The sequence below is a fragment of the Pseudoalteromonas sp. Z9A5 genome (genome assembly GCF_011378875.1).
Taxonomy (GTDB): domain Bacteria; phylum Pseudomonadota; class Gammaproteobacteria; order Enterobacterales; family Alteromonadaceae; genus Pseudoalteromonas.
The window spans coordinates 1-19,841 of the sequence record NZ_WTLC01000009.1 but is presented as its reverse complement, the minus strand read 5'-3'; the positions used below and the strand labels follow the sequence as shown (position 1 = coordinate 19,841).

Genomic DNA, 19,841 nt, shown 5'->3' with positions numbered 1-19,841 from the left:
AGGGTAACGCTTATGCAACTAAACTTAACTGGTCGTCACGTAGAAGTAACCGATTCACTAAAAGACTATGTAAACACTAAATTTGCGAAGCTAGAAAGACACTCTGATCATATTAATAATGTTCATGTCATTCTCGATGTAGAAAAATTAAACCAAAAAGCAGAAGCAACAATTCATGTCAGTGGTGCGGAATTATTTGCCTCTACTGAACATCAAGATATGTATGCCGCCATTGACTCGTTGATTGACAAGCTCGATCGACAAGTTATCAAACACAAAGAGAAGCTTGCTCGACACTAATATTATGAAACTAAGTTCACTTATATGTCAGGACTGCAGCAAAGCTGCGGTCCTTTTTAATAGTAAAAAAAGAATTTTAGAGTTTATTAGCGAACTTGCTCACAACAAGCTTCCTTACTTATCTCAACAAGATATTCTTAGCGCTTTACTAAGCAGAGAAAAACTAGGTAGTACAGGCATTGGTAAAGGTATTGCAATACCTCACGGACGAATGAGTGGCGTAGAAGAACCTTTAGCTTTAGTACTTGTTAGCGAAACACCTATTAACTTTGATGCGATAGATAACCGCCCTGTAGATATTTTTGTTGCACTCATCGTACCAGATGGTGATAACCAACAGCACTTAAAGACTCTAGCAACCATTGCTGATAAACTAAACGACAAAGAATTTTGTAAGCAGTTACGCTGTGCAAAATCAGATACAGAGCTATACCAAGTTATTGTTGATCAATCATAATTAATAAAAAAGGTGTTAAATGGAATTAATTATCATAAGTGGCCGATCAGGTTCTGGAAAATCGGTAGCTTTACGCGTAGTTGAAGACTTAGGTTATTATTGCGTAGATAATATTCCACTAAACCTGCTGCCTTCTTTAGTGCGAAGTGTCTCTGACAACTACGACAAAATAGCAGTGAGTATTGATGTTCGAAACTTGCCAAAAGAACAAGAACAGTTCAATGATATTTTTGAGTATTTACCTGGTTTTGCTAAACCAACGCTGTTTTATTTAGACAGCGAAGATCAAGTATTAATAAAACGTTTTTCTGAAACGCGACGACTACACCCTCTTTCTGTCGACTCATTGCCACTTGATTTAGCTATAAAAAAAGAAAAAGAATTACTTGATGTGCTAACAACCAGAGCTGATTTTATGATTGATACCAGCGAGTTAAGTGTTCACCAACTCGCTGAATCTATCAGAGAAAAAATACTTGGTAAAAAAGACAAACAGCTTATTGTTACTTTTGAATCATTTGGCTTTAAATACGGAATACCTAAAGAAGCAGATTATGTTTTTGATGCACGTTTTTTACCAAACCCACATTGGGAGCCCGAATTAAAACCTTTAACAGGATTAGATCAGCCCGTTAAAGACTACCTAGCTAATCATAGTATTGTGCAAAAGTTTACATGGCAAATTCAAACCTTTGTGCAAACGTGGTTACCTCATTTAGAACGAAATAATCGTAGCTACTTAACCATTGCTATTGGTTGTACCGGTGGGCAGCATCGTTCAGTGTATTTAGCACAAACGATTGGTGAAAGCTTTTCGATGACTCACCCAAATGTAAAAATTCGTCATCGTGAACAAGAAAATAAATAATTTAAATAATCACCTGTTCAGCTTAGGTAGAGTAACTTATGCGTTTAGAAGACACGTTTTTAATAAAAAACAAATTAGGCTTACACGCTAGAGCTGCAACGGTGCTTGCACAATTAGCCGTACAATTCGACGCTTCAATTACTATATTTCAAGATGGCAAAGAAGCTGCCGGTGATAGTGTTTTAGGCTTAATGCTACTAGAGAGTAGCCAAGGAAAAGAAGTTAAAGTGGTATGTAAAGGACCCGATGCAGAGCAAGCTTTGCACGCTGTTGGTCAGTTAATAGCGCAACGATTTAACGAACAAGAATAGTCAGCAATAAAGAATCAAAAATTAGATAAACCAAAAAAGTTAGTAACCTCCCCTACCAAAGTAATATTAAAATTAATTAAGGACGCCAATGCCCGAAGCTTTTGAACAAGACTACCCACTACAACAATTAAAACAAGTGACAAAGTCGCTTAACAGTGGTCAATTTGTTCAAGTTAGGCGCATGTTAGCTAAAACCGCTCCTTGTGATACTGCATTATTATTAGAGTCGTCGCCGCATAAAATCCGCCGACTGCTTTGGCAATTGGTCGACCCAGATGTACAGGGCGATGTACTTGAAGAGCTTTCTGAAGATGTACGTTTGGGCATTATTGCTCAAATGGAACCTAAGCACATTGCTGCAGCCACTGAAGATATGGGGCACGATGACCTAGGAGAAGTATTACGTAGCCTGCCGGATACCGTCTACAAAGACGTTGTTAGCGCTATGGATATTCAAGACCGTGAACGTGCCACGCAAGCTCTTTCTTATCAAGAGCGCTCTGCTGGTGCGTTAATGAATACCGATACGGTAACCATTCGCCCTGACGTAACTCTTGATGTTGTTTTGCGCTATATTAGGCTGCGTGGTGAGCTCCCTGAAGGTACCGATGACTTATATGTAGTAGATAAACATAACTGCTTCATAGGCGCTTTGTCATTAAGCACATTACTGACTAATCCACCTGAAAAAATTGTCCTCGATTTAATGGATGAAGATTGCGAATCTATTCCAATTTCTATGGATGAAAGTGAGGTTGCGCAATTATTTGAACGTCATAACTGGATATCAGCCCCTGTTGTAGATGATAACGATCAGCTACTTGGCCGTGTAACAATCGATGATATTGTTGACGTAATACGAGAAGATGCAGAGCATAGCTTACTTAGTTTAGCCGGTCTTGATGATGAAGAAGACACCTTTGCTCCCGTTTTAAAAAGCTCGAAAAAACGCTCAGTCTGGTTAGGTGTTAACTTGTTAACAGCCCTTGCTGCTGCTTTTGTAGCTAGCTTTTTTGAAGGTACTTTAGATGTTTTACCTATTTTAGCTGTACTTAACGGTATTGTTCCTTCAATGGGCGGTGTTGCAGGTAGCCAATCGCTAACTCTCGTTATTCGCGGTATTGCAGTGGGTCATATTAATCAAACTAACCAACGCTTTTTAATGATGAAAGAACTTGCCATTGGCGCGTTAAACGGTGTTTTGTGGTCGTTGTTAATTGCAGGTGTTATCGCGCTATGGCAATGGGACTTTATGCTTGGTGGCGTACTTGCCTTTGCTATGTTTATGAATCTGGTTGTGGCCGGCGTTGCTGGTGCGAGTATCCCTATTATTCTTAAAAAGATGAATATAGATCCCGCGCTTGCAGGTAGTGTAGTTTTAACTACAATCACAGATATTGTGGGTATATTCGCCTTTTTAGGCACCGCAACATGGCTGCTGATATAAGTTTAAAATGTAAATTTTTGAAGTTAACGTATTTAGAGAAAAAGCAGCTATTATGACAACTAATACCAAAAATAAAAAAGACACACCTAAAAAAACGCCAAAACAAAAAGGCTTATCAATATTAAAGAGTGTGTTGATATATGGCTTCATATTTTTCGTAATTTATAATGCTGTAAATTGGTGGCGACAACCTGTTATGCCAGCAAATCCTCAATTACAATTAATAGATTATAAAGGGCACAACATTGATCTAGCAGCAATGAGCCAAGACAAACCAACGCTTGTGTATTTTTGGGGAACTTGGTGCCCTATTTGTAGTGTTACCTCCCCTTCAATAAACGAACTCGCAAACGAGAATATATACACTAGAGGGAGCTTCTAAAAACCCACTCTTTATCACCTAAAATGATATAGCCAATAAAGAGCAAGTTTCACTTAATTTACGTATTATGCGAGCTTAAACAACAGTAACGCAGTTAAAACTAATCTACTAATTTAATTAGTAGATTTAATCACTAACGTGTACTTTGACGATTACCGCCTACTTTTGGTTTAGTGTTTGCCTTTTTAAATTGGCTAAAACCAGTATGTCGCGTTAATGCAGGACGTCCGCCTTTACTATCACCTTTACCTGATTTCTCATCTCGCCCTTCTTCAGGCACTAAACAGTTAGGTCCTTTACCAATTAAATTAGCTTTACCCATTTTACGCAGTGCTTCACGTATCATCGGCCAACCTGCTGCATCATGGTAACGTAAAATTGCTTTATGCAATCTACGCTGGCGTGCACCTTTAGGTACTGGAACAACTTCTGTATTATTTTTTATATTACGTAAAGAGTTCATCTCTGTGTGGTAAATAGTCGTCGCATTAGCCATTGGTGATGGGTAAAAGTTTTGCACCTGATCCAGCTTAAAGTCATTCGATTTAAGCCATAAAGCCATGTTTACCATGTCTTCATCTTTTGTGCCTGGATGAGCAGAAATAAAGTAAGGAATTAAATACTGCTTTTTACCTGCTTCTTTAGAGTACTTATCAAATAATTCTTTAAATTGATCGTACGCCCCCATGCCTGGTTTCATCATTTTTGATAATGGACCGTCTTCGGTATGCTCTGGCGCTATTTTTAAGTAACCGCCTACGTGATGAGTTACTAACTCTTTAACATAACGCGGGTCGCGTACAGCTAAGTCGTAACGTACACCAGAAGCAATCAATACCTTTTTAATACCCTTAACTTCACGTGCTTTTTTGTACAAGTCTATTGTTGGCGTATGATCTGTATCCATGTGCTTACAAATTTCAGGATACACACATGATAAACGTCTACAGGTACTTTCTGCCTTTTTGCTAGTACAACGCAGTTTATACATATTTGCCGTTGGACCACCTAAATCAGAAATAACACCAGTAAAGCCTGGTACTTTATCTCTAATCTGTTCAATTTCTTCAATGATAGATTCTTGCGAACGACTTTGAATAATACGCCCTTCATGCTCCGTAATTGAGCAAAATGAGCAACCACCAAAACAGCCACGCATAATATTTACAGACGTTTTTATCATGTCATAAGCTGGTATTTTAGCATCGCCATAACTTGGGTGAGGAATACGCTGATACGGCAAACCAAATACAGCATCCATTTCATGTGTTTCTAATGGATATGCTGGCGGGTTAACCCAAATAGAGCGTTCGCCATGTCGTTGAAACAGCGCTCTTGCACAACCAGGGTTTGTTTCTTGATGTAAAATACGCGAAGCATGGGCATATAAAGGTTTGTTAACACTTACTTGCTCATAAGCAGGTAACTTAACGTAAGTTTTTTCCCATGGTTTAGGTCGCGCAGGCTGAACCATAATTGGTTTTGCAGCTTCTGCCTTTAAATCTATACCGGCTTGTTTAAATTCAGATTTACTACAGCCAACATCATCAGCGCCGTATGGATTTGGAATAGGGTCAATTTTACCAATTTTATCTATAGCGGTAGAGTCACTACCACGCCAACCTGGTAAAGGTTCTTTTCTAATAACAGCCGTGCCGCGAATATCTTGAATAGTATCCATTGTTTCACCCGCAGCGATACGGTGTGCAACTTCAACTAACGGACGCTCTGCGTTACCGTAAATTAAAATATCAGCTTTTGCATCAAACAAAATACTACGGCGTACTTTTTCTTGCCAATAGTCGTAATGAGCAATACGACGAAGACTCGCTTCAATACCACCAATAACTATTGGTATTCCTTTGTATGCTTCACGGCATTTTTGAGAGTAAATCATTACGGCGCGATCTGGACGTTTACCACCTACGTTATCTGGCGTATATGCATCATCATGGCGCATACGTTTTTCAGCTGTATAACGGTTAATCATCGAATCCATGTTGCCGGCTGTTACACCAAAAAATAAGTTGGGTCTGCCCAGCTCCATAAATGCATCTTTAGAGTCCCATTCTGGCTGCGCAATAATACCCACTCTAAAGCCTTGCTCTTCAAGGACTCGACCAATTACCGCCATACCAAAACTAGGATGATCGACGTAAGCATCACCACTAATTATTATTATGTCGCAGCTGTCCCAGCCAAGTGCATCCATTTCTTTTCGTGTAGTAGGTAAAAATGGTGCTGTGCCGTAACACTCAGCCCAGTATTTTGGGTAAGAGAATAAGGCGCGCTTAGCTTTGAGTGTGCTCATAAATTTGACCGTGGAATAACAAAGGGCGCGAATTATACCCTACTAAATTGTTTATATATACAACGCTTTTACAGCGCATAGGACCTTTACTTCTAAATAATTCTTTATATTAAGTAATCTTTTTTGAAACCTGATTATGAACTAGAGCAATTCATTGTTAGGTACTTTTATATATTTTAATAACGAGTTACAACATAGTTTTGTTTAAAAAATAAAATTAAAAGCGCTGCTCTCATTTTGATTCTTTTGCGTATTACAATAAAATACAACTCATATTTATAACGATTTTATTATATGGTCAATAAAATATAGTTTTGGTTTATAGCCTAAATCGTACTATAGTCGATTAATAAAAAGTTTTATATTTCAAGCTAAATACTAGTTAAGGCGTGCTTATTAAACTGTTAAAATTATTCTTACAATCCCTTTTTCTTTTATTACTCGTAGCCGTAGTGATTGGGCTAACGCTTCCTCAAAATTATAGTGTTGATAAAAAAATTGAGATAAACGCCAACACTCGCACAATCAAATCATTAGTAACCGACTTTAATCAATGGCATAAATGGTCACCTTGGCAGCAGGTCGATCCATCAATTAAATTTACGGTAAATGAGCCAAGTTTAGGTGTAGGTGCTCATCAATCATGGGTAAGTAAATGGGGTTATGGCGAAATGACTATTACCTCTATAAGCCAAAATAAAATGAGCTTTAATATGCTACTGGATGATGAAAACATAGTGCAAGGTACTCTCGCATTTATTGAAGAAAACCAATCTGTAACAGTCATATGCCATATTGAAGGGCAAGCCAATACAATACTTATTTCAGGCTATATGGCTATACTTAGTGAGTACGTGTTGGGTAACACTGTAGCACTTGGGTTAAATAACTTAAAAACGGTTGCTCAATTAAGTGATATGCAAAGCATAATGGAAAGTCATGACAGTCAAAACAGCACAAGCCCGAATTAATCTTGCAAATACAATAGAGTCGCTACTTGGCTATTCAATAACAAAGGTTGGAAGCAATGGAGTACTTCCTGTTAATGAGCAAGGTTATGATCCGCAAGGAAAAATAAAACCGCTTTATCATATCAATAGTGATAACTCTATTTTAGCTCGCGCTCAAAAAAGGCAAAATCTACTACTCATTAAACAACAGCAAAATATAGAAACAATTTTAGCTATGGCAATGAGCTTTTGCCCCGATGTAACCAGTAGTAAACGACCAGATGCTGACTGGGTAGAGCATTTCATTGCTCTATGTGAAGACACTTCAAATGAATCGATGCAAACTCTATGGGCAAAAATTTTAACGGGAGAGACACTAAATCCGGGTACTTTTTCAATTAAAAGCTTACAAACCCTAAAGCATATGACCCAGCGCGAAGCTGATTCTCTACAAAAGTGTGTATCGCTTTCTGGTTACAATGAAAAAGATGATAGCCACTTTATTTTACTTGGTTTTTATAAAAAACCATCCTTATTTGATTTGCTACGTAAAGGCAATAAAGTATCTTTAAACTTAGGAAAAACAGGCATTAGCTTTCCAGATATTTTAACGCTCATGGATCTTAATTTACTGTACAGAAAAGAAATAGAATCAGCAGTTTTAAAAGTGGGACAAGAACTCACGCTCTCATTTTTATCTCAAAAAGTAACGTTAAAAGCAAAAAGTAACGACTTAGTACTGAGTTATTATAAGTTTACCCAAACAGGTGATGAGCTATCTAAACTTATAAAATTCCCCGTAAATAAAGTGTATAAGCAGCTAATAAATAATGCGCTAGAGGTGGAGTTTGATTTAATGTGGCATGCTATAAAATAACACGCCACACTTTATTTAATTAGACAGAGATAGCTAATTAAAAATGAACCTGAAGACCCACAAACGGACCAGATGCATCAATATCAGTTGTAACATCATCTACATCATCAAGCTCTAATACCATTGAACGGTAACCTGCTTTAACAGCAACATCAACAGCTAGGTTGTCAATTAATTCCCAAGCAACACCTACTTGGTAATCTTGTACTTTGCTATCGTCGATTGCCAAAAAGCTACCTTCAAAAAACACACTCAAGCCAGTAAATGGTAAGCCTGCTTCAGCACGACCATAAGCTAATGGAACAAAACCAGAGAAGTTTTTTGTTTCTACTTGAGAAACATCTCGTTCATCATCATCATACTTTACTGTAATTTCTCCATCGAACTGCTTAGCGTTTAAACCCAAGTCAATCGAGATTAAATCGTTATCAAAAATTTCGTAGTAAAGAATATAATCAATATGTGATAAATCACTAACCGTATTTACTTTTCTGTTTGTATCGAAGGTACTGCCATTAAAACTAAACGTTTCACCAATAACCGCATCACCATTTAACTCAAGCTCTGTATACTTTAACTTAATGTTTGGTACTAGAGGCACTGGGTGCTCAAGCGCAGCGTAATAACTTACAAAAGTCTCATCTTCAAAATCAAAATCTTGAGGTGCATTATTTTTGTAAGAAAACTGACCATCATTATCTGATTTCCACCCATCAACACCTACGTATAAACCTAGTAGAGTGTCAGCTTGCGCTGCGGGTGCTAAACATGCCATTGAAAGGGCTGCTGCTAAACAATACTTTTTCATTTTTTATCCTTGAGCTAGTAGTTCGCTGAGTTCGATTAAAGCCGCATTGGCTCTAGAAATATAATTCGCCATAACTAAAGAGTGGTTAGCCACATAGCCAAAACCATTCCCGTTTAAAATAAGTGGGCTCCACACTACCTCTTGAGTAGCCTCAAGCTCACGTATAATTTGCTGAACACTTACACGTGCATTTTTCTTTTCAAGCACATCATTAAAGTCATACTCTATCGCTTGTAAAAAGTGCAGTAACGCCCAAGTAGCACCACGCGATTCATAAAACACATCGTCAATTTCTAACCACGGTGTTCTTACTTGCTGCTGTAGAGGAGCAAGAGTTGCTTGTTTATTAGATGAATTACCCGCTAAATCGGTATTCACTTTTTCCTGACCTACACTGGCACTTAAACGCTGGCTTAAGCTACCCAAACGTTTTTCAGCTTCTTTAAGCCAACTACGTAAGTTATCTGCTCGTGCGTAAAATTGACTATCACGCTCATGCTGGTTTGCAATTTGCGAACGATAAACGACTAGATAATCAATCCCTTTTTGATACTCACCTTCGGCACTTGGCCAAGCCCATGCTTCAGAGCTTATATTAAACTGAGGCTGTGCTTTTTTAAGCGCTTCATGCTCTGTTGATTGTGATTGCGAACGGCTAAAGTCTTTTCGCATAGAAAGCGATAAATCACGTACCATTTCTAACGCACCGTACTCCCATGCAGGCATATCATCCATAATAATACTTGGCGGCATTACATCATTTGATAAGTAACCACCTGGTTTATCAAGTAAAGTACTGGCAACGGTAATAAGTGTTGATGTAGTTGTGTAGCCAATCACCATTTGTTCACTTCTAAGCTCTGCTTGTTCTTTTGCATTTGCAACAACATCAAACCGTGAAGGCTCTGTGCTCCAATAAACAGCAATGGCGTAAAATATAATAAGCAGTAAAATAACTATTCCTGCTATTTTCCCTTTATGTTGCGACATATATACTCCTAGTGGTGAGAATGTTGAGTTGATGGTTTTGACTGTTCAGCTTGCGCTTCAAGTGAGACAACTTGAGCATTAGTAAACAAACGGTTACCGTCACTAAAATATAGCGTGAGTTTTCGTTCTTGCCCTATTTTTAATGGTTCTTGCGGCTCAAATACCATTAAATGATAGCCACCAGGTTGAAAGCTTACACTTTTGTGCGCTTTAATTACTACCGATTCAACCTTTTGCATTTTCATCATGCCATTAGCGTGTGAATGCTCATGTATTTCTACACGACCTAACCCATCAATACTTGCCTTTGTTAAGGTAGCGGCATTACCACTATGATTAGTAATGGTTAAGTAACCTACGCTTGATGTACTTGCAGGCAAAAACTCTCTAACTTGGGCATTACTAACTTCAAGTTCGACTACATCAGTACCGTGTTCATGCCCTGAATGCGCTGACAACGATGACGAAAAAAAACTAAACATTAATGCAGAAGCCATCGAAAAACATAGTTTCGTCATCATACTCATCCTTATTAAAACATAAAATAGCATGCTAAATTTAACATAGTTAACTTATAATAGTCAGTAAAATTAAGGATTAAGGAGCCACTTTTTTGTTACCGATAACTAACCAACACAATACAGCAACAAATAGTAACGACCATGTAATCATTGCTGTTCCAAATAAAAGAGCTAAAACAGTACCTACAAGTGCAACTATACCTACACCAACTAATCCCATAGCCATTAACGCAACAACAGCGACTACAGAAACAATTGCCACTAAAGCACCAACTAACTCAAGCCCCACCCAGCTAATATCTGCAATCCAAAGCGGAAACTGCCAAGTATCAAAATGTATAAACAATATAAAATCAGTAAAAAATAATAAATAATAAATAAACCAATACACATACAGCCAAGGTTTTCATTTTATCACTCCTTAATTCGGGTTAATAAATCACTTATAGGTAGCAATTACAAAATAAGTTGCGCTAAATTGACTTAGCAAAATCATATAACCCGAGTACATATTAATACGCTTTTTCTTCAAGACAACAATGCGCTATAAAATAACCTAGCGCTATTACAAATGGAAAACTCAAAAATAACAAAACGGTTACCAAACGCGTTGCCCATACAGGAAAATCTAACCTATGAGCCAACCCACTACATACGCCTGATATTTTTTTGTTAAGCGTGTTTTTATACCAATTACGTTGATGATTAAAATTACTCATAACAACCTCCTAAGCGGTCTTCTGTAAATTAGTTTTTAAACTTGCTTTTAAACTAGCTAGCTCGGCATCAACTTTTTCATTTTTAACTAACAATTCAATTTGAACTGCAGTAGTTCTCGCTGTGTCAGTTAAATCATAAGCCTCTATTTGAGATTCAATACCCTCAACACGTTGCTCTATTTGCTCAAAGCGAGATAATGCATGTGCAACCTTATCGCTTTGTAATTGCGTACTAATTCGCTTTCTAGCAATTACTATATTATGACGTTGCATTAGTTGAGTTTGTTTTGATTTAGCCTGAACCATTTTTTGTTGAAGTCGCTCACAATCAGCTTTAATTTTTAAAATAGACTCTTGCAATGTTTTTAGTTGCGCTTGCTTACTAGCAATACTTTCGCTAACACGTTGCTTTTCGAGTAATGCGGATTTAGCTAAGTTATCACGACTTTTTTCTACTGCTAACTCTGCTTTTAATTGCCAATGAGCTAACTCACCTTCTTTATTTTCAATTTGACGAGTAATTATTTTCTCTTCGCATAGTAAAGCGGCAGCTGTGGTTCGACACTCGTTTAACGCATCTTGCATGTCGTTAAGCATTAAATTAAGTAACTTCTCAGGATCTTCAGCCTTATCCAGCATAGCTACAATGTTTGATTGAATTACATCACTTACCCGGTTAAATATTCCCACGGTCTTCTCCTGTTAATTTCAAATTGATTACAACAAGGGGATTCCAAGAGTTGTGCCAAGTTCATAAAAACAAAAATAAAACGTTTAATATCAAACAATTAAATAGTTAAGCATTAAATTTTTAATGACTTCAAACTGAACAAAGCAGAGTGTAATTAACCAATAAACTATATTTTTGACTAAATTGTGGGATCAAAAAAGCCACTCGAAAGTGGCTTAATATTTAATGTTTTAATCTAAATTCATTCAGGTACAAAGCTTAATGCTTTATCCATTACCGACAAGTCGGCTTGCTTCCCATGACCATTTTCTGATAAATGTCGTCTAAATCCACGTGCACCAGGTTGCCCCTGAAAAATACCTAACATGTGGCGTGCTACATGCCAAAAATTAGCACCAAGGCGCATTTCTTCTTCAATATAAGTATACATAGAACGCACAACATCATGACGAGATTGCATATTAGCAACATCTCCATAAATTTTTTCATCTACTTCATTTAATATAAATGGATTGCTGTAAGCTTCTCGTCCAATCATTACACCATCAATATGTTGCAAATGTTCTAGGCTCTGCTCAATCGTTTTAACACCACCGTTAAGGCTTAGATCTAGCTGTGGGTAATCTTTTTTAAGCTGATAAACTCGCGGATAATCAAGAGGAGGAACTTCACGATTCTCTTTCGGGCTCAAACCTTTTAACCACGCTTTGCGAGCATGGATAATAAAATCGTCACACCCTACTTTATGTGATGCTTCAATAAGTGCACATAAAAACTCATACGAGTCTTGCTCATCAATACCAATGCGCGTTTTGACAGTAACTGGAATATTTACTTCACTTTTCATTGCCGCAACACAGTCAGCAACTAACTGAGGCTCGCCCATTAAACAAGCGCCAAAACGGCCATTTTGAACTCGGTCTGACGGGCAACCTACATTTAAATTTATTTCATCGTAGCCACGTTCACCCGCTAACTTTGCACATTGCGCAAGCGCTTTAGGGTCAGAGCCACCAAGTTGCAGTGCAACAGGACCTTCGTGCTTATTAAAATGCAAGTAATCACCTCGACCAAATAAAATAGCCCCCGTGGTTATCATTTCGGTGTAAAGCACAGTATGTTTAGTCATTTTGCGATGAAAAGTACGACAATGGCGATCAGTCCAATCAAGCATTGGGGCCACAGAAAAGCGTCTATCCAAAGTACATTTATTCAAAGCAAACCTCAGGGTATTAAAGTTATTAAGCACAGCTTAAAAGGCGCTGCATATTACACAAAAGCCTAACGGGCATCAATGTTAAGAATACACCTGCAAGCCAAAATAATGGGCTATGCCATTTAAAATATTGGTAACCGCAACCGAGCTTAAAATAAGCCCCATTATTCTACTTATTATACTTGCACCACTGTCACCAATTAATTTATGTACATGGGTTGCAAGCAATAATAAAACTAATACAACAGCCAGTACAGCAAGCATCATCGATGATGTCATTAACTGCTCAACCCAGGTATATTCTTCATTTCTGGTCATCAATACAGCACCTAACATAGCGCCGGGGCTGGCGATAGATGGAATAGCTAGCGGAAAAATGGCAGTCTCCATACTATCGCGTACACTTTTAATTTCAGTTTCTGGTTTACTTTCACCAAATATCATTGAAAGTGCAAAAATAAGTAATATGATACCGCCGGCTATTTGAAAAGCCGAAAGTGGAATTTCAATTGCGTTAAGTAGTTGCTCCCCCGCGAGCACAAAAAACAAGAGTACCAATGCAGACACGCCTACCGCTTTTAATATAACTTTACGTTTAAATTTTTCATCCTCACCACGTGTAACTGCAATAAATACAGGTACAGTGCCAATTGGGTCTATAACCGCAAAAAAGAATATAAATATAGCTAATAGTTCATGCATTACTGGGTTTCCTAGGTAAAAAGCGCTTAATAAAAACGCTGCAACTACAACACAGTATGTTAGTATATCACGGTAGCATAAGGATGAGAGAATGATGAATATAGAATCACTCGTAAGTAAAGCAAAACAAGTATGTGACAACCGTGGTGCACGTTTTACGCCAATCCGCGAGAAAGTATTTCGCTTACTCGCCAGTGCACAAGGTGGTGTAGGTGCATACGATCTACTCGAACAATTAAAAGTAACAGAGACAGGTGCCAAACCTGCCACTATATATCGTGCATTAGATTTTTTGGCTGAACTAGGCTTTATTCACAAAATTGAAAGCACTAATGCATTTATGCTGTGTCACCATTTTGATCATATTCATCCGGTACAACTATTAATTTGTGATACATGCGGTTTTGTTAAAGAGTTACATTCAACTGTTATCTCACACGAGCTAAATAATTTAGCTGCCGAAGGTGGATTTGTTGTTTCGGGACAAACTATCGAAGCTCATGGAAAATGTGAGTCTTGTAGAGCATCGTAATCCCCAAAGTTTTTCTCAATGGCTATACTCATATAGTTGTAGCCATTTAATAGCACCAATTTAAGAGTAAACAATATGAATGTAGAGTTCATCAATCCGTTTTTATCCTCTTTGATCAATGTATTAAGTACAATGGCTCAGACTCAATTAAAGCCAGGTAAACCTCGTATTAAAACGGACGAAATCGCCTGTGGTGATGTATCAGGTCTGATTGGTATGGTGGGCCCTCAAACTCGTGGATCGTTTTCAATTACTTTTGATGAAGAATTAGCGCTAACAATCATGGAACGCATGCTTGGCGACCGTCCAGATACAATAGATGAAGAAGTCACCGATATGGTTGGCGAAATAACCAACATGGTAACTGGTGGTGCTAAAAATTTACTTGGCGAGAAAGGTTTCGACTTTGATATGGCAACGCCTATTGTGGTATCGGGTAAAGGTCATACAATTACTCATAAAAGCCAAGGTAAAAAAATCATCATGCCATTTAGCTGCGATGCAGGAAATGCAAACATCGAAGTTAGTTTCGATAAACTATGAGTTGGCAGCAAAAGCAAATTATATTAAAGCCTCGCCAGCGAGGTTTTCATATAGTTGATGACGAAATATTATCTCAACTTCCTGAACTGGCGAGTTACAAAATAGGCTTGTTACATTTATTTATTCAGCATACCTCAGCGAGCCTTACAATAAACGAAAATGCAGATCCCACTGTTCGTATGGACATGGAAAGCCATTTCAATAAATTCGTTCCTGAGCGTCAACCTTATTATCGCCACGATTATGAAGGTGACGACGACATGCCTGCACACATAAAAACCAGTACGTTAGGCTGCGAGCTAAGTATTCCTATTTCAAATGGTTATTTAGCGTTAGGTACATGGCAAGGCATTTATTTAGGTGAACATCGTGATTCTGGTGGTTCTAGACGTATTGTAGTAACAATTCAAGGTGAAACAATTTAAGCTTTATTTTTACTGACTACCTAAAGTTTACTCACACTAGAAGTGCTCACTTCTAGTTTATAAATTTACCTTTCGCTTAATTAAGACCAACAAACTGTACGTTTCAAATTTAATTAAAATAAAAAGTTTAAATCATACTTACCTATACCTCGGTCGCTTCCTATCGATTTTGGGCAAATATCAGCCAGACAGTTCTCTATATATTCATAAAACAGATATAGCATTATAAAACTATAATTTACATATTCAGTTAAATTTTCTTTAAAAAACAACCGAATTCATAAAATATGGTTTTTTATATTTAACGGGTACAATGCAAATAAAGTAACACCTACATAACCAAATCGGTAATATTATTTATGATCGCTAAATTCAGTGAAAACCTCTTAGGTAATGATTATATTTGTTCTGATATTCACGGTCATTTCTCTCTTCTTCAATCAAAATTAAATGACGTAGGCTTTAATGAAGCTAAGGATAGACTTTTCAGCTTAGGCGATCTAATTGATAGAGGTGATGAATCTGAGCAGGCACTATTGTGGCTGGATAAGCCGTGGTTTTATGCTATTCAAGGCAATCATGAGCGAATGTTAATTCATTCTGTAAGTGAAAGTTCAGAGCAATGGTGGAAACGCTGGATCCGCTCTGGAGGAGCTTGGGCTAAAGACCTATCAGAAGAGCAATTGGCTACTTTTTGTAAACGATTTATCGAATTACCAGTGGCAATTGAGTTAAGTCTACCTTCAGGTAAAAAAGTAGGTTTAGTTCATGCTGAGTTGCCATTTAGTTGTGATTGGTTTGACGTTGTGGAATTACTAAATACAGTTAATCCTAATGAACTAGATGATGTATTAGAGACTAAACGAATGATGTGGAGAAAACGTCAGTCACTTCGAATGGAAATAGATCTTGAGGAAATAGAGTTAGTTGAAAACATAGATCATGTTTTTCATGGTCACGCGATTGTTGGTCAATATGTCACTATTGGTAATCGGACTTTTATGGATTTAGGAAGTTATCAAACAGGAAGAATAGGTTTAATTGAACCCAGTAAGTTTTTAGACTAACCTGCTAATTTTGATCTAATTCTCATTTTAAAAAAATTAAAAAGCATAATCTTTATCAGCTTTATAGAACTAAAAAGATAAATAAAATATAGAAAATATAGAAAATATAGAAAATAAATTTAATAGGATTATTAGAGGTTTTAAAATAAGAGATTGGAGCGGTACACGAGGCTCGAACTCGTGACCTCGACCTTGGCAAGGTCGCGCTCTACCAACTGAGCTAGTACCGCATATAAAATTTCTAGTTATATAAATAACTTCAATTTCTTTTGGTTAGAAATTGGAGCGGTACACGAGGCTCGAACTCGTGACCTCGACCTTGGCAAGGTCGCGCTCTACCAACTGAGCTAGTACCGCATTTTTATTTCTTCAGTTATTTTACGTTGGTGCGCGACGGGTCGCGTTCAACATTCTAGCAACTGAGCTAGTACCGCATTTTTACTTCTTCAGTTATTTTACGTTGGTGCGCGACGGGTCGCGTTCAACATTCTAGCAACTGAGCTAGTACCGCATTACTAAATTTACTATCACTACAATTTCTTTTGGTTAGAAATTGGAGCGGTACACGAGGCTCGAACTCGTGACCTCGACCTTGGCAAGGTCGCGCTCTACCAACTGAGCTAGTACCGCATTTTTATTTCTTCAGTTATTTTACGTTGGTGCGCGACAGGTCGCGTTCAACATTCTAGCAACTGAGCTAGTACCGCACTTTTATTTCTTCAGTTATTTTACGTTGGTGCGCGACGGGTCGCGTTCAACATTCTAGCAACTGAGCTAGTACCGTATTTATTGATGGTAATTCAATCACTCAAACACACTAACCCCGCGTGGGTTATCGTCTTGAGCGGGGCAGGATTCTACAATAATGAGCTCTATTTGCAAGTGTTTTTTATAAATTAAAAAACTTTTCTCTGTAGACCTTCAATTCCATAATCGAATCGATAATATCATCCAAAGCAAGATGTGAGCCTTTTTTGTTCACTTGAGCAAGAACCTCAGGCTTCCAACGGCGCGCTAATTCTTTAATAGTACTTACATCGAGATTTCGATAATGAAAAAAGTCTTCAAGTTCGCGCATATACTTATTCATAAAGCGTCTATCTTGCCCAATAGAGTTACCACACATTGGCGAAGCGCCAGCTGGTACCCATAGCTTTAAAAACGCTAAAGTTTGCTCTACAGCATAGGCTTCATCAAAGGTACTTGCCTTACAACGAGCAGTTAAACCTGACTTACCGTGCTGAGTGGTACACCACTCGTCCATACCATTTAGTAATTCATCACTTTGATGAATAGCTATAGTTGGTCCTTCGGCTAATATATTCAAATCTGCGTCAGTGACAACAGTCGCAATTTCGAGTATTTTATCGGTCTCGGGTTCGAGCCCTGTCATTTCAAGGTCGAGCCAAATTAAATTTGATTTATTAATAGTCATAATTACCTAAGCGGTGCTTTCCTTTAGATCCAACGCATTTCGATATATCATATTAGCATCATACGTCGAGCTAAAGCTTTTTTTAGGAAAGTCGACATTTAACTAAGGTTATAGGCCTCCAGTGGCAAAACAGAAAAAATTAAGTAAAGGTCAATCTCGTCAGATTAAGGCCAACCATCAAAAGCGTATTAACAGCGCAGATGCAAAACCGGCTAAAAAAGGGGCGCAAGAGTGGCAAACCGATAATTTAGGTCAAGTAGAAAGCGCCGTTGTAATTAGTCGTTTTGGTCAGCATGCCGATGTCGAAACTGAAAATGGCGATGTACTTCGCTGTAATATACGCCGTACTGTGTCTAATTTAGTGTGTGGCGATGAAGTATTATTTCGTCGTGCAAAAGTAAGCGAAGGTGATTTAGCTGGTGTAATTGAAGCCACGCAAGAGCGTCGCTCACAACTTACCCGCCCTGATTTTTACGATGGCGTAAAAGTAATTGCAGCAAATATAGACCAAATATTAATGGTATCGGCTGTATTACCTGAATTTACCCCTAGCATTATCGATCGTTATTTAATTGCCTGTGAAGATATGGGCATTGAGCCAATTTTAGTGCTCAATAAAATTGATTTGATTGATGCTGAAGGTCTTGCCGCAATAGATAAAATCCTCGATATATATCGTAAGCTCGACTACAAGGTATTACTTGTTAGTAATATATCGAGCGAAGGTATAAACGAATTAAAAGAAGTACTTGTTGGAAAAAATAATATTTTTGTTGGGCAAAGTGGCGTAGGTAAATCTACCCTAGTTAATACCGTACTACCCGATGCAGCAATATTAACTAAAGAAGTATCTGAAAACAGTGGCTTAGGGCAGCACACTACAACTGTATCGCGCCTCCACCACTTACCAAGTGGCGGTAACTTAATCGATTCACCAGGAATTCGTGAGTTTGGGTTATGGCACTTAGATGTTGAGCGTGTAACGTGGTGCTTTAAAGAATTCAGAGAATTTATAGGCGGATGCCGTTTTAGAGACTGTAAACATTTAAACGATCCGGGCTGTATAGTTAAAGAAGCTGTCGCTGATGGAAAAATTTCGCAATTGCGTTTTGACAGCTACCACCGAATTTTAGAAACAATGGCTGATGGTCGTGCAGGCTCTCGCGCGCCTCGCGTATAATTTAGGAAAAAACTGTGAGTTTAGACAAATTTAAAATCGCAATGCAGTATGCAATGCCAAAACATTTTATTTCACGCGTGGTGGGTAAATTAGCCGCAGCTAAAGCGGGTGCGTTAACCACCACGTTAATTAAACTATTTATTAAGCAATACAAAGTAGATATGAGTGAAGCGCAATATCCAGATCCCGCTCATTATAAAAGCTTTAATGAATTTTTTACTCGTCCTTTAAAAGACGGCATGCGTCCAATGGTCGAAGATAGCAATATTATTATTCATCCAGTGGATGGCGCAATCAGCCAGCTAGGCGATATTGTTGACGGACAGCTAATACAAGCTAAAGGTCACGATTACAGCTTACAAGCGCTATTGGGCGGCTCACAAGACGACACTATACCGTTTTTAGGCGGTAAGTTTGCGACTATTTATTTAGCACCAAAAGATTACCACCGTATTCATATGCCAGTTGATGGTACGCTAAGTAAAATGATTTACGTACCCGGTGATTTATTTTCAGTGAATCCGCTTACAGCGCAAAACGTGCCTAACTTGTTTGCACGTAACGAACGTGTAGTAGCAATTTTTGAAACTGAAATTGGTCCGCTTGCTATGGTGCTTGTTGGCGCAACAATAGTGGCAAGTATAGAAACTATTTGGGCAGGTACAGTAACGCCACCAGCAGGTAGTGATGTATTTAGTTGGAAATACCCAACCACTGGCGATAACGCTATCACGCTTAAAAAGGGTGAAGAGATGGGTCGCTTTAAATTAGGCTCTACTGTGGTACTTGCATGGGGTGCTGATAAAGCTGAAATACTGGACGATCAATTACCAGAAGTGGTGACTCGCTTAGGTACTGCGTTTGCAAAAATTAACGACTAAAATCAATCGTTAATTAGAAATCAAAAAAACCGCGTTTAATTAACGCGGTTTTTTGTTGTAAACGTAGCCCATCACGCCAGCAACCTGTGCGTCTACGGTGTTTATTACATCGAACTTGACGTGAAACGCTGTGTTGTAGATACCATCTCTCATTTTAAGCTTCAAGGTCGTATTTAACTTTCTTGGAGCTTAAACGCTTCTTGGTTTTTTATTACACCAAAACATATA

Annotated in this window: 24 protein-coding genes and 3 tRNA genes; 14 read left to right on the top strand and 13 right to left on the bottom strand. The window is 38.1% G+C overall.

Features of this window, described 5'->3' with window-relative positions; genetic code table 11:
- Positions 1-12: 12 nt before the first annotated feature.
- The 6 genes from hpf (at position 13) to GQR56_RS06500 (ending at position 3,765) form a co-directional block, all read left to right on the top strand.
- Positions 13-300 carry a ribosome hibernation promoting factor gene (gene hpf / locus GQR56_RS06525; protein ID WP_024609454.1) on the top strand — a complete coding sequence of 96 codons (288 nt, stop codon included), beginning with the start codon at positions 13-15 and terminating at the stop codon, positions 298-300.
- Between the two features lie 4 nt (positions 301-304).
- Entirely contained in the window at positions 305-757 is a 453-nt protein-coding gene (gene ptsN / locus GQR56_RS06520; RefSeq protein ID WP_166109754.1) for a PTS IIA-like nitrogen regulatory protein PtsN, read from the top strand.
- A 19-nt stretch (positions 758-776) separates the two neighbouring features.
- The gene (gene rapZ, locus GQR56_RS06515) at positions 777-1,625 is read left to right on the top strand and encodes an RNase adapter RapZ (protein ID WP_024609456.1); all 849 of its coding nucleotides are present in this window, start codon (positions 777-779) and stop codon (positions 1,623-1,625) included.
- Between the two features lie 38 nt (positions 1,626-1,663).
- The gene (locus GQR56_RS06510) at positions 1,664-1,936 is read left to right on the top strand and encodes an HPr family phosphocarrier protein (protein WP_166109633.1); all 273 of its coding nucleotides are present in this window, start codon (positions 1,664-1,666) and stop codon (positions 1,934-1,936) included.
- A gap of 88 nt (positions 1,937-2,024) precedes the next feature.
- Positions 2,025-3,383: a magnesium transporter gene (mgtE, locus tag GQR56_RS06505; protein WP_024609458.1), complete on the top strand. Its 1,359-nt coding sequence runs from the start codon at positions 2,025-2,027 to the stop codon at positions 3,381-3,383.
- A 52-nt stretch (positions 3,384-3,435) separates the two neighbouring features.
- Positions 3,436-3,765 (top strand): redoxin domain-containing protein, encoded by a 330-nt coding sequence (locus GQR56_RS06500; RefSeq protein ID WP_240920916.1) that lies wholly within the window; start codon positions 3,436-3,438, stop codon positions 3,763-3,765.
- 133 nt (positions 3,766-3,898) lie between these two features.
- Here GQR56_RS06500 and GQR56_RS06495 read toward each other — a convergent pair whose 3' ends face one another.
- On the bottom strand, positions 3,899-6,076 hold the full coding sequence (locus GQR56_RS06495; RefSeq protein WP_024609460.1) for a YgiQ family radical SAM protein: 2,178 nt from the start codon (positions 6,074-6,076) through the stop codon (positions 3,899-3,901).
- Between the two features lie 389 nt (positions 6,077-6,465).
- Here GQR56_RS06495 and GQR56_RS06490 point away from each other — a divergent pair, with 389 nt between their 5' ends.
- Both GQR56_RS06490 and GQR56_RS06485 read left to right on the top strand, forming a co-directional pair.
- Positions 6,466-7,047, top strand: a complete 582-nt coding sequence (locus tag GQR56_RS06490) for an SRPBCC family protein (protein ID WP_024609461.1) — start codon at positions 6,466-6,468, stop codon at positions 7,045-7,047.
- Positions 7,016-7,903 carry a TIGR03899 family protein gene (locus tag GQR56_RS06485; RefSeq protein ID WP_166109631.1) on the top strand — a complete coding sequence of 296 codons (888 nt, stop codon included), beginning with the start codon at positions 7,016-7,018 and terminating at the stop codon, positions 7,901-7,903. The genes GQR56_RS06490 and GQR56_RS06485 overlap by 32 nt, the downstream gene beginning before the upstream one ends.
- A 37-nt stretch (positions 7,904-7,940) precedes the next feature.
- Here GQR56_RS06485 and GQR56_RS06480 read toward each other — a convergent pair whose 3' ends face one another.
- The 8 genes from GQR56_RS06480 to GQR56_RS06445 all read right to left on the bottom strand — a co-directional run bounded on the left by GQR56_RS06480 (position 7,941) and on the right by GQR56_RS06445 (position 13,550).
- Positions 7,941-8,711 carry a TIGR04219 family outer membrane beta-barrel protein gene (locus GQR56_RS06480; RefSeq protein ID WP_166109629.1) on the bottom strand — a complete coding sequence of 257 codons (771 nt, stop codon included), beginning with the start codon at positions 8,709-8,711 and terminating at the stop codon, positions 7,941-7,943.
- 3 nt (positions 8,712-8,714) lie between these two features.
- On the bottom strand, positions 8,715-9,701 hold the full coding sequence (locus GQR56_RS06475) for a DUF2333 family protein (RefSeq protein WP_024610640.1): 987 nt from the start codon (positions 9,699-9,701) through the stop codon (positions 8,715-8,717).
- Positions 9,702-9,709: 8 nt separating this feature from the next.
- A complete protein-coding gene (locus tag GQR56_RS06470) occupies positions 9,710-10,222 on the bottom strand; it encodes a copper chaperone PCu(A)C (protein WP_166109627.1) in 513 nt (170 codons plus the stop codon).
- Between the two features lie 76 nt (positions 10,223-10,298).
- Positions 10,299-10,568 (bottom strand): hypothetical protein, encoded by a 270-nt coding sequence (locus GQR56_RS06465; RefSeq protein ID WP_240920915.1) that lies wholly within the window; start codon positions 10,566-10,568, stop codon positions 10,299-10,301.
- Between the two features lie 166 nt (positions 10,569-10,734).
- Positions 10,735-10,941: a PspC domain-containing protein gene (locus GQR56_RS06460; protein WP_024610643.1), complete on the bottom strand. Its 207-nt coding sequence runs from the start codon at positions 10,939-10,941 to the stop codon at positions 10,735-10,737.
- A gap of 9 nt (positions 10,942-10,950) precedes the next feature.
- On the bottom strand, positions 10,951-11,631 hold the full coding sequence (locus GQR56_RS06455; protein ID WP_166109625.1) for a PspA/IM30 family protein: 681 nt from the start codon (positions 11,629-11,631) through the stop codon (positions 10,951-10,953).
- Positions 11,632-11,873: 242 nt separating this feature from the next.
- Complete coding sequence (dusA, locus tag GQR56_RS06450; RefSeq protein WP_231613260.1) at positions 11,874-12,806, bottom strand: tRNA dihydrouridine(20/20a) synthase DusA; 933 nt, start codon at positions 12,804-12,806, stop codon at positions 11,874-11,876.
- Positions 12,807-12,929: 123 nt separating this feature from the next.
- Positions 12,930-13,550, bottom strand: a complete 621-nt coding sequence (locus GQR56_RS06445; protein ID WP_024613046.1) for a MarC family protein — start codon at positions 13,548-13,550, stop codon at positions 12,930-12,932.
- Between the two features lie 94 nt (positions 13,551-13,644).
- Between GQR56_RS06445 and GQR56_RS06440 the strand changes: the two genes are divergently transcribed.
- From GQR56_RS06440 to GQR56_RS06425, 4 genes are all read left to right on the top strand, one after another.
- Positions 13,645-14,082, top strand: coding sequence for a transcriptional repressor (locus GQR56_RS06440; protein ID WP_024599240.1), 438 nt, complete (start codon positions 13,645-13,647; stop codon positions 14,080-14,082).
- A gap of 75 nt (positions 14,083-14,157) precedes the next feature.
- Complete coding sequence (locus tag GQR56_RS06435; RefSeq protein ID WP_024613047.1) at positions 14,158-14,625, top strand: chemotaxis protein CheX; 468 nt, start codon at positions 14,158-14,160, stop codon at positions 14,623-14,625.
- A complete protein-coding gene (locus tag GQR56_RS06430; RefSeq protein WP_166109621.1) occupies positions 14,622-15,050 on the top strand; it encodes a secondary thiamine-phosphate synthase enzyme YjbQ in 429 nt (142 codons plus the stop codon). The genes GQR56_RS06435 and GQR56_RS06430 overlap by 4 nt, the downstream gene beginning before the upstream one ends.
- Positions 15,051-15,409: 359 nt before the next feature.
- Positions 15,410-16,117, top strand: a complete 708-nt coding sequence (locus tag GQR56_RS06425; protein WP_166109619.1) for a metallophosphoesterase — start codon at positions 15,410-15,412, stop codon at positions 16,115-16,117.
- Positions 16,118-16,271: 154 nt separating this feature from the next.
- On the opposite strand, the gene GQR56_RS06420 is transcribed toward GQR56_RS06425, so the two are convergent.
- The 4 genes from GQR56_RS06420 to orn all read right to left on the bottom strand — a co-directional run bounded on the left by GQR56_RS06420 (position 16,272) and on the right by orn (position 17,552).
- Positions 16,272-16,347, bottom strand: a tRNA-Gly gene (locus tag GQR56_RS06420).
- A 51-nt stretch (positions 16,348-16,398) separates the two neighbouring features.
- Positions 16,399-16,474 (bottom strand) — tRNA-Gly (locus GQR56_RS06415).
- 197 nt (positions 16,475-16,671) lie between these two features.
- Positions 16,672-16,747: transfer RNA gene (locus tag GQR56_RS06410), tRNA-Gly, on the bottom strand.
- Positions 16,748-17,006: 259 nt separating this feature from the next.
- The gene (gene orn, locus GQR56_RS06405) at positions 17,007-17,552 is read right to left on the bottom strand and encodes an oligoribonuclease (protein ID WP_024613049.1); all 546 of its coding nucleotides are present in this window, start codon (positions 17,550-17,552) and stop codon (positions 17,007-17,009) included.
- Positions 17,553-17,673: 121 nt separating this feature from the next.
- On the opposite strand from orn, the gene rsgA reads away from it, so the two are divergent.
- Positions 17,674-18,732, top strand: coding sequence for a small ribosomal subunit biogenesis GTPase RsgA (gene rsgA, locus GQR56_RS06400; protein ID WP_024613050.1), 1,059 nt, complete (start codon positions 17,674-17,676; stop codon positions 18,730-18,732).
- Positions 18,733-18,746: 14 nt separating this feature from the next.
- Positions 18,747-19,613 (top strand): archaetidylserine decarboxylase, encoded by an 867-nt coding sequence (asd, locus tag GQR56_RS06395; RefSeq protein ID WP_346775749.1) that lies wholly within the window; start codon positions 18,747-18,749, stop codon positions 19,611-19,613.
- Positions 19,614-19,841: the final 228 nt, after the last annotated feature.

Bases quoted from the DNA above. Each gene is read 5' to 3' on its own strand.
- GQR56_RS06425 (WP_166109619.1), top strand. From the start codon at position 15,410: ATGATCGCTAAATTCAGTGAAAACCTCTTAGGTAATGATTATATTTGT.
- GQR56_RS06440 (WP_024599240.1), top strand. From the start codon at position 13,645: ATGAATATAGAATCACTCGTAAGTAAAGCAAAACAAGTATGTGACAAC.
- dusA (WP_231613260.1), bottom strand. From the start codon at position 12,806: ATGCTTGATTGGACTGATCGCCATTGTCGTACTTTTCATCGCAAAATG.
- GQR56_RS06510 (WP_166109633.1), top strand. From the start codon at position 1,664: ATGCGTTTAGAAGACACGTTTTTAATAAAAAACAAATTAGGCTTACAC.
- rapZ (WP_024609456.1), top strand. From the start codon at position 777: ATGGAATTAATTATCATAAGTGGCCGATCAGGTTCTGGAAAATCGGTA.
- GQR56_RS06495 (WP_024609460.1), bottom strand. From the start codon at position 6,076: ATGAGCACACTCAAAGCTAAGCGCGCCTTATTCTCTTACCCAAAATAC.
- mgtE (WP_024609458.1), top strand. From the start codon at position 2,025: ATGCCCGAAGCTTTTGAACAAGACTACCCACTACAACAATTAAAACAA.
- GQR56_RS06480 (WP_166109629.1), bottom strand. From the start codon at position 8,711: ATGAAAAAGTATTGTTTAGCAGCAGCCCTTTCAATGGCATGTTTAGCA.
- GQR56_RS06445 (WP_024613046.1), bottom strand. From the start codon at position 13,550: ATGCATGAACTATTAGCTATATTTATATTCTTTTTTGCGGTTATAGAC.
- GQR56_RS06470 (WP_166109627.1), bottom strand. From the start codon at position 10,222: ATGATGACGAAACTATGTTTTTCGATGGCTTCTGCATTAATGTTTAGT.
- GQR56_RS06430 (WP_166109621.1), top strand. From the start codon at position 14,622: ATGAGTTGGCAGCAAAAGCAAATTATATTAAAGCCTCGCCAGCGAGGT.
- ptsN (WP_166109754.1), top strand. From the start codon at position 305: ATGAAACTAAGTTCACTTATATGTCAGGACTGCAGCAAAGCTGCGGTC.
- GQR56_RS06460 (WP_024610643.1), bottom strand. From the start codon at position 10,941: ATGAGTAATTTTAATCATCAACGTAATTGGTATAAAAACACGCTTAAC.
- hpf (WP_024609454.1), top strand. From the start codon at position 13: ATGCAACTAAACTTAACTGGTCGTCACGTAGAAGTAACCGATTCACTA.
- GQR56_RS06485 (WP_166109631.1), top strand. From the start codon at position 7,016: ATGACAGTCAAAACAGCACAAGCCCGAATTAATCTTGCAAATACAATA.
- GQR56_RS06435 (WP_024613047.1), top strand. From the start codon at position 14,158: ATGAATGTAGAGTTCATCAATCCGTTTTTATCCTCTTTGATCAATGTA.
- GQR56_RS06475 (WP_024610640.1), bottom strand. From the start codon at position 9,701: ATGTCGCAACATAAAGGGAAAATAGCAGGAATAGTTATTTTACTGCTT.
- orn (WP_024613049.1), bottom strand. From the start codon at position 17,552: ATGACTATTAATAAATCAAATTTAATTTGGCTCGACCTTGAAATGACA.
- GQR56_RS06500 (WP_240920916.1), top strand. From the start codon at position 3,436: ATGACAACTAATACCAAAAATAAAAAAGACACACCTAAAAAAACGCCA.